Here is an 18352-nt window from a genome sequence, read left to right as displayed (position 1 = left end):
AGGGTTGAGGCGTTTATTTTCGCGCCGAAACCGGGCCGGAAATGTTATAATAAAAAGATAAGTATTTTGAAAAGAAAGGAAGCATACCAACATGTCGGTACTAAAGAACTACGACCCCGAGCTCTACGAGGCTATAAAGAACGAGACCGAGAGACAGGAATATAAGCTCGAACTCATAGCATCGGAGAATATAGTCAGCGAGGCAGTGCTCGAAGCCCAGGGCAGCGTCATGACGAATAAGTACGCAGAGGGCTATCCTGGTAAACGCTACTATGGAGGCTGCGAGTACGTGGACGTTGCCGAAAGGCTCGCGATAGAGAGGGCGAAGTTCCTCTTTGGCGCAGACCACGTGAACGTGCAGCCGCATTCGGGCTCGCAGGCAAATATGGCTGTGTATCTGTCGGTGCTAAAGCCCGGGGACACTATACTTGGCATGAACCTCTCGCACGGCGGCCACCTTACGCACGGAAGCCCGGTGAATTTTTCCGGTATTTTCTATAAGGTAGTTCCCTACGGCGTGAGGAAAGACAACCAGCGTATAGACATGGACGAGGTGAGGGATCTTGCAAAGAAGAACTCGCCAAAGATGATAGTCGTCGGCGCGAGCGCGTACCCGAGGATAATAGACTTCAAGGCCTTCGAGGACATCGCTAAAGAGGTCGGCGCAAAGGTCATGGTCGATATCGCGCACATAGCCGGGCTTGTGGCAACAGGGCTTCATCCTTCCCCAGTGCCGCACGCTGAGTTCGTCACTACGACCACGCATAAGACGCTTAGAGGCCCGAGGGCGGGCATGATAATGTGCCGTGAGGAGTTCGCAAAGGGCGTTGATAAGCTCATATTCCCTGGCATACAGGGCGGGCCGCTCATGCACGTCATTGCGGCAAAGGCCGTTGCCTTTAAAGAAGCGCTCGAGCCTGCGTTCAAGGTCTACCAGCAGCAGATACTCAAAAACGCCAAGGCCCTTTCCGAGGAGCTTACCAAGCTCGGATATAACCTCGTTTCAGGCGGCACAGATAACCACCTGATGCTTATTGACCTGACAAAGCAGGATATCACGGGTAAAGAGGCAGAGGAGGCGCTCGGAAAGGCAGGTATTACCGTCAATAAGAATACAGTACCTTTTGAGACCAGAAGCCCGTTTGTTACAAGCGGCGTGCGCGTAGGCGTGCCTGCTGCAACGACAAAGGGCATGAAGGAAGCAGAGATGAAGGTAATAGGCTCCTTCATAGACAGAGCCATCAAGAACAGGGCAAACGAGGCCGAGCTTACGAAGGTAAAGCACGAGGTCATCGAGCTTTGCAGGAAGTTCCCGTTCTATAAGGAGAGGGTGGAGAACCTTTAGAAGTAAGCTTCTGTTATTTTAGAAAACAAAAGGCGGCACGCTTATAGCGCGCCGCCTTTTAATTTGGGGCTTTTTTGATACTATCTTTATCATAAGTATTCAATCAACAGGGCGGTTGCATTATAAGTCCATGCAGCTTGCCTTTGGCCGTTGGAACTGATAGATTTTAACCATGAGCTATATTCTTACATTCGGATCCACTCACACGGTGCTTAAGGCCGAGGAGGTCTTGAAGGAAAAAGGCGTTGCCTTCAGGCTCGACCCTGCGCCAAAGAGCCTTACCGAGGGCTGTGAGCTTGTGATTACGGCAGAGGAGGGTAATCTCAAGGAGCTTATAAAAGTTCTTGGTAATGCTTGTATCTCACCCGTTTCTATATACGAACGGAGCGGCGATAAGCTAAAAAAAGCCGAGGGGAATTATGGAGCTTAGATTTCTCGATGTGTTCATAGCGGTGATGGAGCTTAAAAGCTTTTCAAAGGCAGCGGAGAGGTTATCTCTTACGCAGCCGACGATAAGCAGCCACATAAAGGCCCTTGAGGACGAGGTCGGGCTAAAGCTCCTTGACAGGGTCGGCAGAAGTGTCGTGCCAACACGTGCAGGGACGCTTCTATATAAGCACGCCAGAGAAATCGCGCTTACGCGGGTCAAGGCGCTTCAGGCAATCAAGGAATTCAAGGGAGAACTTGGCGGCACGGTCTCGATTGGAGGCTCTACCATACCAGGGGAGTATCTTTTGCCAAAGTACATCGGCCGCTTCAGGGCCGCTTTCCCAAAGGTCAGGGTTACGCTTAAGATAAGTGACAGCCGCGGCATCGAGGCAATGCTAAAGGCCGGGGACATAGAGCTTGGGGTTGTAGGGGCAAAGCCTTCTGACAAGAGGTTTATATCGCGTGAATTCCTGAAGGACGAGCTTGTCCTTGCGGCTTCGGCAAGGCATTTTAAGGAAGTAAAGGCCGTTAGCGCAAAAGACCTTTGCCGCATACCGCTTGTGATAAGAGAGGACGGCTCTGGAACGAGAAAAACACTCGATGCTGCACTTAAGAAGGCAGGCGTGGATGTCGACGCCCTGGATATCGCGGCCGAGCTTGGCTCCACAGAGGCGGTAAAAAGAGGGCTTATGGAGGGGCTCGGAATGGCCTTTGTCTCGAAGTACGCTGTCGAGAATGAGGTAAGGTGCAAAAGCCTCAGACTTCTGAAGGTGCGTGGCATTGAGCTAAAGCGGAGCTTTTTCGTCATCACGGACAGGACGCGCACGCTTTCCCCGGCCTGCAAGGTATTTACAGATAAGGTGCTCTTCGCTTCTCTATAGGGAATGCAAAATATATTGAAAATATCGATTTGACTTATTCCTTTCATCTATCTTACAATTTCAGTAATAAATACTGTCTGGAGGTTTTACCGGTGAATAGAAGCATCATCGCGGCCTTTGCCGCTGTTTTTATGCTGGCCCTCTTTCCGGCTGCAATGGCGTTTACAGAAGACAATACCGTTACCATATCCGGGGACCCGTGCAGCCTTCCGCTCGCAAAGGCGTTGGCCGAGGAGTTTGTTAAGATGAAAAAAGGCGTAAACTTTGCCTATGACCCGTCGAGCTGCACGCTTGGCGTGTATAAGGCCTCGGAAGGCAAGGCCGACATAGGCGTCAGCACGCAAAACGGCCTTTCCGAGAATCTTCCCAAAGACGCGGTCACGACTGTGATAGCAAAGTCGCCTGTGGTGTTCATCGTCAATAAGGCCAACCCCGTAAGCGCGCTTACCTATGACCAGCTAAAGGGCATATATGACGGCACGATAAAGAACTGGAAGGACGTCGGCGGCGCTGATATGCCGATTTTAAACGTCATGTTAGCTCCGTGCGTAAAGCACATGGTGAATAAGAAGCTCACGATGTATGGTAAGGAGGTCGAGGAGCTAAGGCCCGAGGGTAAGGTAAACCCGGTAGAGTATACCAACAAGCTTGTGATGGAGAGCGAGGCTGCCATAGGCCAGCAGATATACGGGTATGAGTCCGATGATGTGAAGATACTAAAGGTCGACGGCATGATGCCGACATCGAAAAATGTCGGCGATATCTACCGTTTTTACCAGGACTATAACATCGTTACCAAAGGCGAGCCCAAGGGCGTGTTAAAGGAGTACATAGACTTTGCCTTCAGTAAAAAAGGCGCAAAGGTCATCGAGGGCTTTAGTCATGTGCTTGTTGCTGCGGAGACGGAGCATAAGCACCATCACTAAGGCGGCATATCGACATTACCATGGAGAGAGAGTAAATGTTTTTCAAAAGATACTCTAATATGCTTTTTGGGGCGGCTTTTGTTGCCGTGTTTTCCTTTGCCGGCCTATGCGTGGCAGACCAGGGGAAGCAAGGGAAGCGCGTCATAGAGCTTAAGTATTCCTTCACTGTCGCTCCCGGCAAGGGCGCTACCAGCGTATGGGTGCCGTACCCGCCCGATACAGCGGAGCAGCGCGTACTGAAGGCGCGCATAACGCAATCTCCTTCGAAGGCCGAGCTTCGCTACGATGCCGATTGGGGCAATGCAATGCTCTACTTCAGCGCTCCACGCACCGATAAGGGGTACACGTTTACGATAGAATACTTGATAGAGAGAAGCGAGGTCGCGGTCCCGGCTTCCAAGAAGACCTCTAACGACAAGGCCGATGCCAGGGTGTTCGAGAAGTATCTAAGGCCTTCGCGGATGGCCGTGCATAACGACCGTGTGCGCGCCTTTGCGCGCGGGGCAGCAGGCAGCGCCGTAACGGTCAGGGAAAAAGCCAGTGGCATTTACGACTTTGTTCTTAAGAACATGGAATACAGTAAAAACATCCCCGGCTGGGGCCGGGGAGATGTTAACCGCGTGTGCCTCTCTGTGTCGGGCGGAGAAAAGGGCACGGGCAATTGCACGGACTTTCATTCCTTCTTTGCCTCGCTTTCTCAGGTCGAGTCCATTCCCGTTGTCTTCGAGATGGGGTTTCCGCTAAAGGCAGGAATATCCAAGCCCGAGACCGTCGAGGGCGGCTACCACTGCTGGGCAAGGTTCTATGTCGAAGGCGAGGGCTGGGTGCCGGTGGATATATCCGAGGCGTCCAAGGATGCTTCGAGGAAGGAGTACTACTTCGGCTCAATTGACGAGAACAGGGTGCTCTTTAGCCGCGGCAGAGACATCGTGCTTACGCCGCCTCAAAAGGGAGAGCCGCTAAACTACTTTGGCCCGGATCCCTACATCGAGCTCGATGGCGTGCCGTTTAAGGAGTTTAAGCGGAGCATAACGTATCTGTAGGTTGTCCTTGCCCTTTCTTATGTGTTATTATTCCATGGAGGAGGGGCTGGTCAGGTGAATAATAGCGGCAATGCCATTATAGTCATGCTTAAGGCCCCGAGGCCGGGGTTTGTAAAGACAAGACTTACGCCGTCTCTTACCAAAGAAGAGGCGGCTGTGTTTTATACGTGTCTTATCAAGGATACATTCCTTAATATAGGACTCTCTGGTCAATCTATCGATGTCATAGCCTGCGTTGCCAAGCATGAAGCTAACGCAGAATTATCTGATATTATTCCTGAGAAAGTAGCTGTAACATGTCAAAAAGACGGAGATTTAGGCCAAAAGATGTATGCGGCCTTTGTGGATGCCTTTGCCTCAGGGTGTAGGCGGGTTGTCATGATAGGCAGCGATTCTCCGGACATGCCAAAGGAGTACATAGCCGAAGCCTTTCTTCTGCTAAAGGCCTATAAAGAGTCTCTTATTCTCGGCCCTTCCGAAGACGGCGGGTACTATCTTATAGGGCTTGGCACGGCGAAGGAGGCTATTTTCAAAGGCGTAGACTGGGGCACCTCTGCCGTGTTATCTGAGACGTTAGAGATTGCCAAACGCGAGGGCATTGATGCAAAACTCCTTCCAAAATGGTATGATGTAGACTCGTTTGAGGACATTGGCCGCCTGCTAAAAACAGGACGGGCTGTTAATTCCATAAAATATATCAAAGATAATAAACTGTCTTGGAGGACGAAGTGAGGGCCATATCATGCCGATAAAAACAAGAAAGAGAGCAAAAGAAGTCACCGTTCCGGTGATGATAGAAATTCCAAAAGGGTGCAGGAATAAATACGAGTACGACAAGGAAAAAAAGGTCATAAAGTTCGACCGCATGCTCTTTTCCGCTGTGCACTATCCAAGCGATTACGGCTTTATCCCCGATACCCTTGCAGAGGACGGAGACCCGCTGGATGCCCTTGTGCTTGTGTGGGAGCCGACATTCCCTGGCTGTCTTATCGAAACAAAACCGGTCGGGCTCTTCAAGATGTGGGATGAAAAGGGGCCTGATGAAAAGATACTTTGCGTTCCGGTAAGAGACCCGCTCTGGAACCATCTTAAGTGCTTAAAGGACGTGCCGCCGCATCTTTTAAAGGAAATCGAGCACTTCTTTTCCGTTTACAAGGATCTTGAGGAAAAGAAGACCGGCATCGAGGGCTGGGAAAAGAAAGAGGCAGCTCTTAAGATTATCGAGAAGTCCTATGAAAGGTTCAGAAAAGCCAACAAGGACAAGTAGCGCTATTTTGCCCGCTGTCTTTTTTGACGGGTTTTCTTCTACCAAAATACCTCCAAGTGTGGTATTTTTCAGTGTATGAAACACGCCGGGTTCGTACATCTTCATCTGCATACGCAGTACAGCCTTCTTGACGGCGCCATCCGCCCGGAGCGGCTCTTCGAGCGCGTAAAGGAAATGAAGATGCCCGCGGTCGCGATGACCGACCACGGCAACCTTTTTGGCGCAATAGACTTCTACAGAAAAGGCATGACGAGCGGCGTTAAGCCCATTATCGGCTGCGAGGTCTACGTTGCCCAGGGCCGCCACGACGACAGATCAAGACCAGTAAGGGGCGGGGAGTATGGTGAGAACTTCCACCACCTCGTCTTGCTCGTTAAGAACATCAAGGGTTACCATAACCTCTGCAAGCTCCTTACCAAGGCCTACCTCGACGGCTTTTACTATAAGCCGCGCGTTGACAAGGAACTTCTTAGAACTTATAACGAAGGGCTAATCGCCCTTAGCGCGTGCCTTCATGGGGAGGTGGCCTCGAACCTCATGGAAGGTAACCCCAAACGCGCGGAAGATGTTGCGCGCGAGTACTCCGAGATATTCACTGACAGGCGCTTTTACCTTGAAATCCAGGATAACGGCATAGAGGAGCAAAAGAAGGTTAACGAGGGCATGCTCGAGCTCGCAAAGCGCACGGGGCTTCCGCTTGTGGCTACAAACGACTGCCATTATTTGAATAAACAGGACGCAAGGTGGCACGAGGTGCTTCTCTGCATACAGACGGGCAAGACCATGTCCGATTCAACGCGCATGCGGTTTACTACCGACGAGTTCTACGTAAAAAGCCCGGAAGAGATGATAAGGGCCTTCAGTCACGTGCCAGAGGCCGTGCAAAATACAATCGAGATAGCCGAGCGTTGCAACCTGGAGCTAAAGTTTGGCGAGTCGCACTTGCCGGATTTTCCGCTTCCCAAGGGCGAAACGCTCGACGCGTTCCTTGCCAAGAAGGCCGAGGCAGGGCTTGAAGTAAGGCTAAAGGCAATGGCCGCAAAGGGCATGGATGCTGATTCGGTCAAATGGCAGTATTATGAGCGCCTCAAGAAAGAACTTACCGTCATAAACCGCATGGGGTTTCCCGGGTACTTCCTCATTGTGAGCGATTTTATAGAATACGCGAGAAGTAAAAATATCCCCGTAGGACCGGGTAGGGGAAGCGCTGCAGGAAGCCTCGTTGCATACGCGATAGGCATCACCAACCTCGACCCCATACGCTATAACCTTCTCTTCGAGCGTTTTCTAAATCCGGACAGAATAAGCCTTCCTGATATAGACATCGATTTCTGCTTCGAGGGGCGCGATAGCGTCATAAAGTATGTTACGGAAAAGTACGGCAGCGATAACGTGACGCAAATCATCACCTTCGGACAGATGAAGGCCAGGGCCGTTATTCGCGACGTCGGCAGGGCGCTCGATATGCCTTACGCAGACGTTGACAAGATATCCAAGCTCGTGCCAAACCAGATTGGCATCACCATAGAAAAGGCAGTTGAGGACGAGGCAAAGCTAAAGGACCTTATAAAGGCCGACGCAAGGGTTGCCGAGCTTATCGAGGTGGCAAAGGGGCTCGAAGGGCTTCCTCGCCACGCCTCAACGCATGCCGCAGGTGTAGTCATCTCGAATGCGCCGCTTGTCGAGTACCTTCCGCTCTATAAAGGGCAGAAGGACAACTTCGTTACCTCGCAGTACGCGATGAAGAACATCGAGGAACTCGGGCTCGTTAAGTTCGATTTCCTCGGCATCAAGACGCTTACGCTAATAGACAGGGCCGTGAAGACCGTTAAAAGGAACCGCGGCGTTGACATCGACATCGACAATCTTCCGCTCTCGGATGAAAAAACCTTCAAGCTCGTTGCCGCAGGGCTAACGAACGGCACCTTCCAGCTAGAGAGCACCGGCATCAAGGAGCTTCTTCGTAAATTGAAGCCTGAGACCTTCGAGGACATGATAGCAACCGTTGCGCTCTACAGGCCGGGGCCTCTGCAAAGCGGCATGGTAGATGACTTTATAAAGCGTAAGCACAAACAGACGCCCATTGTATACGAGCTCGAGCAATTGAAACCAATACTCGAGAACACCTACGGCGTCATGGTCTATCAGGAACAGGTCATGGAAATATCGAAGGTGCTCGCCGGATATACCCCCGGAGACGCCGACGTGCTAAGAAAGGCCATGGGCAAAAAGGTCCACGAAGTCATGCTCGAGCAGAGGGAGAAGTTCCTCGAAGGAGCCAAGAAAAACAACGTGCCGCCTAAAAAGGCCGAAAAGATTTTCGATTTGATGGCGCACTTCGCGGGGTACGGCTTTAATAAGAGCCACAGCGCGGCGTACGCAATGGTCGCGTACCAGACGGCTTATCTTAAGGCGCACTATCCGGTCGAGTTCATGGCCGCGCTTCTCTCAATCAACATGGACAACACCGACAAGGTGATGAAGTACATGGGCGAGTGCCGCGACACAGGCGTTAAAGTTCTTCCCCCGGATTTAAATGAGAGCTCAGTGGACTTTACCGTCAGCGAGGACTCCATACGTTTTGGCCTTGCTGCCGTCAAGAACGTCGGCTCTGCCGCGATAGAGTCGGTTCTCGAAGTAAGGGCCGAGGGGCCGTTTCTCTCGCTTACGGATTTTCTCTCGCGCGTAGATTCGAGGAAGTTGAACAAGAAGGTCGTTGAGAGCCTTATAAAGTGCGGGGCATTCGACTTTACGAAAAAGCCTAGAAAGGCGCTCTTTGAGTCCCTTGACAAGGCCATGGACGCTGCTGCCGCTGTGCAGCGGGACAGGGAGGCCGGGCAGACGTCATTATTCGACGTGATGGGCGGCGGCGGTGGTAAGAAGTCCGCCTCAACCGACGACATCCCGGCCGGGGCAAAGGAATGGGAGGAAAAGGAGCTTCTTCTGTACGAAAAGGAGACGCTTGGTTTCTACATAACGGCGCATCCGCTCTCGCGCTATTTAAAGGAGCTTTCGTTTTTCACAACCGACACGACCGACTCTCTTATGGACAAATCCAGCGGCGACGACGTGTCTGTGGCAGGCATCGTCACCAGCATGCGCGAGACTACGACCAAAAAGGGCTCTCGCATGGGATTTGCGAGGGTCGAGGACATAAGCGGCGCTGTCGAGGTCGTGATATTCTCTGACCTCTATGCCAAATGCAAGGAGCTTGTCTCTTCGGATGAGCCTGTTGTCGTTTCCGGAAAGTTAGAGAAGGAAGCGGCAAGGGCCAATGCCGCCAATAACGGCGCTGTTGACACCGTCGAGGCCGAGGAGTATAAGATAATAGCAAGGGATATCGTCTCCATAGACGACGCAAAGGACAGAAAACCGAAGAAGACGCACATCAAGGCTTCCGTTGCCGTGCTTAACGAGGCCGCGCTTCCGTCGCTTAGGAAGGTGCTCGAATCGAGGCCCGGGAAGTCTCCGGTGTTTTTGCATCTTTTGTATCCGGACTCAAGAGAGGTGATTATCGGGCTCTCGGATGAGTTCAAGATAAACCCGGACGACGACGCCGTTACAGAGATAAAGAAAACAATAGAGGGAACGGTAGTAGAGTTCTCGTAGAGATATTTACGGAGGGATATGACAAAGCTTCATTCACGCGAGTTCGAGAAACCCATAGACGATATCGAGGCCGAGATAGCCGCGCTCAAGAAGGCGCAGGACGAAGAGGGCGCTGACAACGGCTCTGAGATAAAAAAGCTCGAGAAGGAAAGCGCCGCGCTTAAGAAAAAGATATTCTCAAGTCTCACTCCCTGGCAGGTAACGCTCGTTGCCAGGCATCCGCAGCGGCCGTACACGCTAAATCACATCGAGAACATGACCGATGAGTTCATCGAGCTCCACGGCGACCGCCTCTATAAGGACGATCCGGCGATTGTCGGCGGGCTCGGAAGGATTGGCGGAACGGCTGTGGTGATAATCGGCCAGCAAAAGGGCCGAACCACAAAGGAGCGCGTAAGAAGGAACTACGGCATGCCGCACCCCGAGGGCTACAGAAAGGCGCTCCGGTTGATGGAGCTTGCCGACAGGTTTAACAGGCCGCTTGTTACGCTCATTGACACCCCCGGCGCTGCCCCTGACATAGAGGCAGAGGAAAGAGGGCAGAGCGAGGCCATTGCAAGGAACCTTCTTGTGATGTCGAAGCTTAGGGTGCCGGTCGTTAGCGCTATCATAGGCGAGGGCGGAAGCGGAGGGGCCCTGGCCATAGGGGTGGCTAATAAGGTATTGATGTTCGAGTACTCGACCTATTCGGTCATATCGCCGGAGGGCTGCGCGGCAATACTCTGGAAGGACGGCTCAAAGGCCGACGAGGCTGCAAAGGCCCTTAAGATGGAGGCTTCCGAGCTCCTCGAACTTGGCATAATAGACAAAATCGTGAAAGAACCCCTTGGCGGCGCGCACAGGGACCAGAAAGAGGCTTCAGAGAACCTGAAGCAGGCGCTGCTCGAAGAGATAGAATCGCTATCTAAATTCTCCCCCGATGCCCTTGTCTCCGGACGTTACGATAAATTCCGGAAGATGGGGGTATTCAAGTAACCAGAGCCCGTAATAACCTAATATTTCTATTGATTTCGGCCCTGAAATAATCTATGCTGATTTTTTACGGCTTAAGGGCCATAAACTCATGAAAAACAGCGGAAAACTCAAGCAGTTAAGGAAGCGTATCGACTCTTTGGATGTCGAGCTCGTAAAGCTTCTAAATAAGCGCGCCTCGATAGCGGTCGAGGTCGGGAAGACCAAGCTTGCCGAGAGTAAGGAGTTCTACGTTCCAGAGCGCGAGAGGGAAGTGTTAAACAAGGTAAGCGCGCTTAGTAAAGGCCCACTTAACGCAAAGCTCATAAAGAACATTTATCGCGAGATAATGAGCGCGACCTTGTCCGTTGAAAAGCCGTTAAAGATTGCCTTTCTCGGCCCTCTTGGCACGTTCACGCATCAGGCAGCGATGCAGCACTTTGGGCTCTCGGGCTCGCTTAACCCGAAAAAAGACATCTCCGAGGTCTTCGATGCGGTTGACAGGGGCATGGCCGACTACGGTGTTGTGCCGGTAGAAAGCTCGGCAGAGGGCGCAGTTACGCATACGCTTGATTTGTTCGTCACCTCCACGCTAAAGATATGCGCTGAGGTGATGGTGGAAATCTCCATGTCGCTTTTAAATAAGAGCGGCAAGATGGAGAAAATAGCGAAGGTCTGCTCGCACCCGCACGGGCTCGCGCAGTGCTCGAAGTGGCTTAAGACGCACATGCCAAATGTCTCGACTATGGATGTATCGAGCACAGCCATGGCAGCGGAGATGGCCTCCATGGACTCATCCATCGCGGCGATATCTAGCGAGGCAGCGGCAAAGATATACGACCTGAAAGCCGTTGAGAGAAAGATAGAGGACAACCCGAACAATATAACGCGCTTTCTCGTAATCAGCAAGAAAGAGGCAAAGAAGACCGGGCATGATAAGACCTCGGTGCTCTTTGCCATAAAGGACGCGCCGGGAGCGCTCTTTAAGATGCTCGGCGCGTTTGCGAGGCGTAACATCAACCTTACGAAAATAGAGTCAAGGCCGCTTCGGACAAAGGCATGGCAGTATGTGTTCTTTGTTGACATAGACGGCCACGCAACAGATAAAAAAATAAAGGACGCGATACACGACGTATCCGAGCTTAGCTCATTTATAAAGGTGCTTGGTTCGTACCCGAAGTCGAGTATAGGCGCATAGCGAAGATGGCAAAGACGATGGAAGAGATGAATATAACCGTAAGTGACGGCATTGCAGCTCTTACTCCGTATCCTCCGGGTAAGCCTATCGAGGAACTCGAGCGCGAGCTCGGCATACAGGGTTCGATAAAGCTTGCCAGTAACGAGAACCCGCTTGGCCCCTCTAAGAAGGCGGTCGAGGCGATAGCCAGGGAGCTTACCAAACTAAACCGCTACCCGGACGGCTCGTGCTACTATCTAAAGAAGCGGCTTGCGGCGTTTTTGAAGGTATCTGAGGATTCGCTCATCATCGGCAACGGCTCGAATGAGATTATCGAGCTTCTAATCCGCACCTTTTTAAAGCCCGGCGACGAGGTGCTCATGGGAGACCCGTCCTTTGCCGTGTATCCGCTTGTTACGCAGGCAGCAGGCGGGGTGTCTGTAAAAACACCGCTAAATGATCTGACGATAGACATGGAGGCGCTCGGAGATGCGCTTACCGACAAGACGCGTCTTGTGTTCATATCGAACCCGAATAATCCGACCGGAACGATAGTAAAGGGTAAAGAGCTCGACGCCTTTATAGCAAAGGCCACGAAGAACGCGATCATAGTAATAGACGAGGCGTATGTCGAGTACGTGACTGACAGGGATTTTCCGGATTCTATCAAGTACCTTGATTCAGGCAAGGCCGTTATCATACTCAGGACGTTTTCGAAGATATACGGGCTCGCGGGCTTGAGGGTTGGTTACGGCATCGCAAGCCCTAAAATCATAGATTACTTAAACAGAGTGAGGCAGCCATTTAACGTCAATAGCCTTGCCCAGGTTGCGGCAACCGCGGCCCTGGACGACACAGAGCATGTCGAGAGGAGCAGGAAAACCAACAGCGACGGGCTACAGATGCTATTTACAGAGCTCGAGAGAAAGGGGTTTGTATGCGTTCCGACCGAGGCGAATTTCTTTCTTGTGAAGGTCGGAAGGGGAGATGTCGTGTATAACGAGCTTTTAAAGAAGGGCGTGATAGTCAGGCCCATGAAGAGCTACTCTCTTCCGGAGTACATACGCGTAACAGTCGGCACCGAGGCCGAGAACAGGCGTTTTCTCGAGGCGTTCTTTAAGGTGATGGAGTAGACTGAAAAACCGCTGGCCTTGATTATCGAGGCGCGGGGAGCAGGATAAAATAAAAAAGCCGTATGGGCTATACAAAGACCGGGGGGTTATTCATGATAATAGTACTCAAGAAGGACGCGACCGAGCAGGAAATCGAGCACGTTGTAGAAAGGATAAAGGCGCTCGGGCTCGCGGTGCACATATCCAAGGGCAAAGAGAGAACGATAATCGGCGCAATCGGAGACGAGGCAAAGCTTGCGGAGGCTCCGCTCTCTGCAATACCGGGTGTCGAGAACGTGATGCCCATCTTAAAGCCTTATAAGCTAGTTAGCCGTGAGTTTAAGAAAGAGACGACCGTTCTTGACATTGGTGGCGTGAAGATAGGCGGCGAGAAGGTGCAGGTAATCGCAGGCCCGTGCAGTGTTGAGACAAGAGAGCTTATGCTCGACTGCGCAGAGAAGGTGAAGAAGAGCGGCGCGACGATGCTTCGCGGCGGCGCATTCAAGCCGAGAACGTCTCCTTACACATTCCAGGGGCTTGGCGAAGATGGCCTTAAGCTCATGGCAGAGGCAAAGAAGGCAACCGGGCTGCCGCTCGTTAGCGAACTTATGGACCCAAGAGACATCGACCTACTTTGCAAGTATGTCGACATCATTCAAATAGGCGCGAGGAATATGCAGAACTTCCGCCTTCTGCTGGAGGCAGGCAAGGCAGGGAAGCCCGTGCTACTTAAGCGCGGCCTTGCAAACACCATCGCAGAGCTCCTGATGAGCGCTGAGTACGTTGCTTCGCAGGGCAATTCCAATATCATATTCTGCGAAAGAGGCATAAGGACCTTCGAAACAGCGCTAAGGAACACGCTCGACTTTAGCGCCGTGCCGGTTCTTAAAGAGGAGACGCATCTACCCGTGTTCATAGACCCGAGCCACGCGGCAGGAAAATGGAACTTTGTTTCCGCGCTCTCAAAGGCAGCGGTCGCTATCGGCGCGGACGGGCTTTTGATAGAAGTCCACTCTGACCCCGAGAACGCGCTATGCGACGGAGCGCAGTCGTTAAAGCCCAAGAAGTTCGACGTGCTCATGAACGAGCTTCGCGCAATTGCCAAGGCAATCGGAAGGACGCTCTAAGAGCGGCGGGGCTCTCGGCTGATGGAACCCTTTTTTAAAAAGGTTGCCATAATAGGGGTAGGGCTGATCGGCGGCTCGCTCTGCTATACGCTAAAGGATAAGAAGCTTGCCGGCACCATAGTCGGCGTGGGCAGGGGTGAGAAGAACCTAAAGACCGCCGTGTCCATGGGGCTTATCGATTCCTATACCCATGACGTAAACGAGGGCGTAAAAGACGCAGACCTTGTAGTTGTCTGCGTTCCTGTCAAAAGCATTGCCTCGATTGTTTCTTCATTTGCCAGAAATTTGAAGCCAGGCGCTATCGTCACGGACGTTGGAAGCGTCAAGGAAGAGGTTGTGAAGGCGGTCGAGCCTTTGATGCCGAAGGGCGCGCATTTTGTCGCAGCGCACCCGATTGCGGGCACCGAGAACTCGGGAGCAGAGTTTGCGGTGCGAGACCTTTACGTAAAGCGTAAATGCATCCTGACCCCCACGGACAAGACCGACAAAGAAGCGCTTCAGAAGGTAAGGGCGCTCTGGGAGGCTGCGGGCTCGGAGGTCGTTATAATGGATGCGAAAACACACGACATCGCGCTTGCTGCCATAAGCCATCTTCCGCACGTAATAGCCTATTCGCTTGTCAATGCTATAGAGGACATTGACGAGGAAATCAAGGACCACGACATTCTAAAATACACTGCCGGAGGCTTTAAGGACTTTACGCGTATCGCGTCAAGCTCGCCCGAGATGTGGGCCGATATCTGCGACATGAATAAAGCAGCCATTCTCTCGACCATAGAAAAGTTCGAGCGCGTGCTTACAAATATAAAGGGTCATATCTCCAAAGGGGAGTACGATGCCATAAAGGCAGACTTTCAGAGGGCCAAGGACATACGCGACGCGCTTAAAAAATAGGTAATATCGTTCCTTAATTTTATTCTCTAACCCAGCCTTGTTGTTGCGTTTTTAGACTATAGACATATTCAGCGTAACGCGTATTTTTGAGAGTTTTTTGTATTCTAAAAAACTCTGGAAATTCAATATGTTAGTATGCTATACTAAAAAAATATCAATTTAAACGGCAGGTTATGGCCTAAGCTCTCTGCAGTATGTAACGGTATGCGTGAAGATGAACGAGGACGCGGCATTAACCAAACCCGATAGGATATTAAGCGGCATTGCCGTATTCATGTACGGCGTTTTTGGTTTTATTGCGTTGGGGTTGTTTGCTTTAGTGGTATATTTTGTGTTTTCGGGCCGTGGCAACCCTGCCTGGTGGGAAGTCTGTTTTTATCTGTTATATTTCGTTTTTTTTATTACGGTTATAATCAGGCAGTGGCGTAAAAGATTTTCGCCGTGGCTTTTTTGCCAAGTTGTTATCATATTCCTATTTCCATATTCGATGCTTGCGCTTATGAAGTTTACCGGAGCGCGAAGCGGGGGAAAGATATACGGCGGCGCGTTAGATTTTTTCCTTGTTTTGAACGCAGTGTTGGTGCTGGCCTTGGTCGTTATTAACCTGGTTTATGCCAATAAAGGTAAGGAACAGGCCGCGTCTGCCGAAAGAATTCAGGGGTCATAATTAATATATCGGTTGGTGTATTGTTGAAGATAAGAAAAATAAATCCAATAAAATCTCTTTCCGGCTCTATCGAGGTTCCCGGCGATAAGTCCATCTCGCACAGGGCCGTTATGCTGGGTTCCATTGCGGACGGCACTACCGAGGTAACGAACTTTCTCGAAGGCGACGATAACCTGCACACAGCCGGCGCTTTCAGGGCAATGGGCGTCAAGATAGAGAGCCCGTCAAAGTCGCGCCTCATCGTGCACGGCGTTGGGTTAAACGGCTTAAAGGCCCCATCTGGCGTAATAGATGCGGGCAATTCCGGCACCACGGCAAGGCTCTTAACAGGCATACTTGCGGCACAATCGTTTACGTCGGTAATAGACGGAGATGATTCTCTAAGAAAGCGCCCTATGAAGCGCGTAATAGAGCCGCTAAGAATGATGGGCGCTGATATAAGCGCGCTTGACGATAAGCTTTTGCCCATGACAGTGAAGGGCAAGGCCTTAAAAGGCATTGCGTATAAAAGTAAAATCGCTAGCGCGCAGGTAAAGTCCTCTATACTCCTTGCCGGGCTTTTTGCAGAGGGCGAGACCTCGGTAGAAGAACCTGCAAAGAGCAGAGACCATACCGAGCGCATGTTCAAGAAGTTTGGCGTTGATATAAGGGTAGACGGCAACAAGGCAACGGTTAAGAGAGCGGCTTCGCTAAAGGCCGCTGACATAAAAGTGCCAGGAGATATTTCCTCTGCCGCGTTCTTTATCGTAGGAGCCATGATTACGCCCGGCTCCGAGCTGCTGATTAAAAATGTCGGCTTAAACCCCACCAGGCGCGGCATTATAGACATCCTTTTAAAAATGAACGGGGCTATCGAAGTGGTTAACATGAACGACGACGACGAGCCCACAGGGGATCTTCTTGTAAGAACGTCGAAGCTAAATGGTGTCGACATAAACGGGGATGAGCTTTTGCCTGCAATAGACGAGTTCCCGATTATAAACATAGCGGCTGCTTTTGCAGAAGGTTCTACTAAGATAACCGGCGCTGAAGAGCTAAGGGTAAAGGAGAGCGACAGGATTACGGTCATGAAGGAATCTCTTACTGCAATAGGCGTAGATGCAGAGGAGCTAAAGGACGGCATAGTCATAAAGGGTAGTGGTGGCGCTACAGTGAGAGGCGGTAAAATTCATAGCCGTGGTGATCACAGGATAGCAATGGCCTTTGCCATAGCCGCGCTTAATTCGAAGGACGGCATAGACATAGAAGACCCTGCGTGCGTGGACGTATCGTTCCCGTCGTTTTTCGAAATACTAAAGGAGGCCTCGGCCTGAAAAAAGAACTGCGTATAGCAATTGACGGCCCGTCCGGTTCAGGTAAGTCCAGTGTAAGTAAGGCGGTTGCAAAGAAGCTCGGCTTAAGGTACGTGGACACAGGGGCGATGTACAGGGCCTTTGCCGTGTCAGCAGATGAAAACGGGGTGGCTGCGGATAATGAAGCGGCGCTTTCTGAATACGCAGGACAGGCCGATGTTGTTTTGTCCGAGGACGGCCTCAAAGTATCTGTAAACGGCAAGGACTATACCGGCGTCATACGAACGGAGAAGGCAGGGGAGCTTGCCTCGCGCTATTCATCGAAGAAGGCGGTAAGAGAGCGTCTTGTTGGGCTTCAGAAATCCATTGCCGCGAAGCATGGCGTTGTGATGGAAGGTAGAGACATCGGAACGGTCGTATTGAAGGACTCGGCGGATTTCAAGTTCTTTATCGACGCCTCGGGCGATGTCAGGGCAAAGAGGCGGCTTGGCCAGCTTGACGAGCTCGGGCTCTCGAAGGGGCAGGATATCGGCAAGGTGGCATGCGATATCTCAAAGCGTGACGAGAGGGATTCATCGAGAAAGAACTCGCCGCTTCAAAAGGCGGATGACGCCGTGAATATAGACACAAGCGGCATGGGATTCGATGATGTTGTTGCAAGGATAATCGAAGTGGTAGAGAAGAAAAAATGACCATGGAAATATACATAGCCAAATCGGCCGGGTTCTGCTTCGGAGTCAAGAGGGCGATAAATATAGCGGTTGCCTCCGCCGACTCCAATAAGGGCGGCGACATACATACGCTTGGGCCCATCATACACAACCCTCAGGTCGTTGAAACGCTCGAGAAAACGGCTAACATAACTGCCAAGGACTCGCTCGACGACATAAAGGGCGGCACGGTCATAATCAGGTCGCACGGCGTTAAGTACGAGGAGATAAACGAGGCAAAGAGAAAAGGGCTAAATATCGTGGACGCCACGTGCCCGTTCGTCAAGAAGACCCACGAGCTTGTCTCCGAGTTGACTGCGGACGGTTATTTTGTGGTGGTTGTTGGCGAAAAGGAGCACCCCGAGGTCCAGGGCATGGTAAGCTACGGCGCGAGCGCGGATATAGTGGTCGTTGCCGGGGTCGAGGGGCTCAAAGCCATTGGAAGAAAAAAGAAAATCGGCATAGTGGCGCAGACAACGCAGTCAGAGTCCAGGTTCAGGGAAATTGCCGAGTTCTGCCGCACCATAGCAGACGAGGTGAAGGTTTGTAACACGATTTGCAGCGCTACCAGCGTCAGGCAGGAAGACAGTGTAGAGATATCCAGGCTCGTTGACTGCGTGATAGTAGTTGGCGGAAAAACCAGCCAAATACAAGGCGTTTGGCCGAGATTTGCAGGGGTATACAGCCCAATACGCACCATATCGAGATCGCTTCCGAGATATCAACTGACTGGTTCAAGGGTGTCAATAAGCTTGGCATATCGGCAGGGGCGTCTACACCGGACTGGATAATCGAAGAGGTCGTAAACAGAGTGTTGGAAAGTTTCGACGGGGCTGTCATTAAAGAGCTTTAATAGAGGGCAAAACCTAATATAAATTAATAGGTTGAACTCTATTTACGGCTGTGATATAGTAAATTTTCG

Annotated in this window: 15 protein-coding genes and 1 pseudogene; all 16 read left to right on the top strand. The window is 51.5% G+C overall.

All coding sequences use genetic code 11. From position 1 onward, the window contains the following. Positions 1 to 91 precede the first annotated feature (91 nt). On the top strand, positions 92 to 1345 hold the full coding sequence (locus OEV59_06560) for a serine hydroxymethyltransferase (GenBank protein MDH4227398.1): 1254 nt from the start codon (positions 92 to 94) through the stop codon (positions 1343 to 1345). A 172-nt stretch (positions 1346 to 1517) separates the two neighbouring features. Next, the gene (locus OEV59_06555; GenBank protein ID MDH4227397.1) at positions 1518 to 1775 is read left to right on the top strand and encodes a DUF3343 domain-containing protein; all 258 of its coding nucleotides are present in this window, start codon (positions 1518 to 1520) and stop codon (positions 1773 to 1775) included. Further along, a complete protein-coding gene (locus tag OEV59_06550; protein MDH4227396.1) occupies positions 1765 to 2655 on the top strand; it encodes a selenium metabolism-associated LysR family transcriptional regulator in 891 nt (296 codons plus the stop codon). The genes OEV59_06555 and OEV59_06550 overlap by 11 nt, the downstream gene beginning before the upstream one ends. A gap of 92 nt (positions 2656 to 2747) precedes the next feature. Continuing rightward, complete coding sequence (locus OEV59_06545; protein ID MDH4227395.1) at positions 2748 to 3581, top strand: substrate-binding domain-containing protein; 834 nt, start codon at positions 2748 to 2750, stop codon at positions 3579 to 3581. Between the two features lie 110 nt (positions 3582 to 3691). Then, entirely contained in the window at positions 3692 to 4624 is a 933-nt protein-coding gene (locus OEV59_06540; protein MDH4227394.1) for a transglutaminase domain-containing protein, read from the top strand. Positions 4625 to 4678: 54 nt separating this feature from the next. Next, positions 4679 to 5356, top strand: coding sequence for a TIGR04282 family arsenosugar biosynthesis glycosyltransferase (locus OEV59_06535; protein MDH4227393.1), 678 nt, complete (start codon positions 4679 to 4681; stop codon positions 5354 to 5356). Between the two features lie 10 nt (positions 5357 to 5366). Continuing rightward, complete coding sequence (locus tag OEV59_06530; GenBank protein MDH4227392.1) at positions 5367 to 5891, top strand: inorganic diphosphatase; 525 nt, start codon at positions 5367 to 5369, stop codon at positions 5889 to 5891. Between the two features lie 75 nt (positions 5892 to 5966). Next, positions 5967 to 9500 (top strand): DNA polymerase III subunit alpha, encoded by a 3534-nt coding sequence (locus tag OEV59_06525; protein MDH4227391.1) that lies wholly within the window; start codon positions 5967 to 5969, stop codon positions 9498 to 9500. 18 nt (positions 9501 to 9518) lie between these two features. Next, on the top strand, positions 9519 to 10475 hold the full coding sequence (locus tag OEV59_06520; GenBank protein MDH4227390.1) for an acetyl-CoA carboxylase carboxyltransferase subunit alpha: 957 nt from the start codon (positions 9519 to 9521) through the stop codon (positions 10473 to 10475). A gap of 88 nt (positions 10476 to 10563) precedes the next feature. Beyond that, the gene (pheA, locus tag OEV59_06515; protein MDH4227389.1) at positions 10564 to 11649 is read left to right on the top strand and encodes a prephenate dehydratase; all 1086 of its coding nucleotides are present in this window, start codon (positions 10564 to 10566) and stop codon (positions 11647 to 11649) included. 5 nt (positions 11650 to 11654) lie between these two features. Further along, the gene (gene hisC / locus OEV59_06510; GenBank protein MDH4227388.1) at positions 11655 to 12761 is read left to right on the top strand and encodes a histidinol-phosphate transaminase; all 1107 of its coding nucleotides are present in this window, start codon (positions 11655 to 11657) and stop codon (positions 12759 to 12761) included. Between the two features lie 92 nt (positions 12762 to 12853). Next, the gene (gene aroF / locus OEV59_06505; GenBank protein MDH4227387.1) at positions 12854 to 13867 is read left to right on the top strand and encodes a 3-deoxy-7-phosphoheptulonate synthase; all 1014 of its coding nucleotides are present in this window, start codon (positions 12854 to 12856) and stop codon (positions 13865 to 13867) included. 21 nt (positions 13868 to 13888) lie between these two features. Continuing rightward, positions 13889 to 14761: a prephenate dehydrogenase/arogenate dehydrogenase family protein gene (locus tag OEV59_06500; protein MDH4227386.1), complete on the top strand. Its 873-nt coding sequence runs from the start codon at positions 13889 to 13891 to the stop codon at positions 14759 to 14761. A gap of 690 nt (positions 14762 to 15451) precedes the next feature. Beyond that, positions 15452 to 16741: a 3-phosphoshikimate 1-carboxyvinyltransferase gene (gene aroA, locus OEV59_06495; GenBank protein ID MDH4227385.1), complete on the top strand. Its 1290-nt coding sequence runs from the start codon at positions 15452 to 15454 to the stop codon at positions 16739 to 16741. Beyond that, positions 16684 to 17412: a (d)CMP kinase gene (gene cmk / locus OEV59_06490; protein MDH4227384.1), complete on the top strand. Its 729-nt coding sequence runs from the start codon at positions 16684 to 16686 to the stop codon at positions 17410 to 17412. The genes aroA and cmk overlap by 58 nt, the downstream gene beginning before the upstream one ends. Positions 17413 to 17414: 2 nt before the next feature. Beyond that, positions 17415 to 18283 (top strand): annotated as a pseudogene (locus OEV59_06485) (4-hydroxy-3-methylbut-2-enyl diphosphate reductase). The last annotated feature ends 69 nt before the right edge of the window (positions 18284 to 18352 follow it).

It is taken from the genome of Deltaproteobacteria bacterium, from assembly GCA_029858205.1.
Classification (GTDB): Bacteria; Desulfobacterota; GWC2-55-46; order GWC2-55-46; family DRQE01; genus JAOUFM01.
Note: the sequence above shows the minus strand (reverse complement) of the source record. Positions and strands in the feature narration are given on the sequence as shown.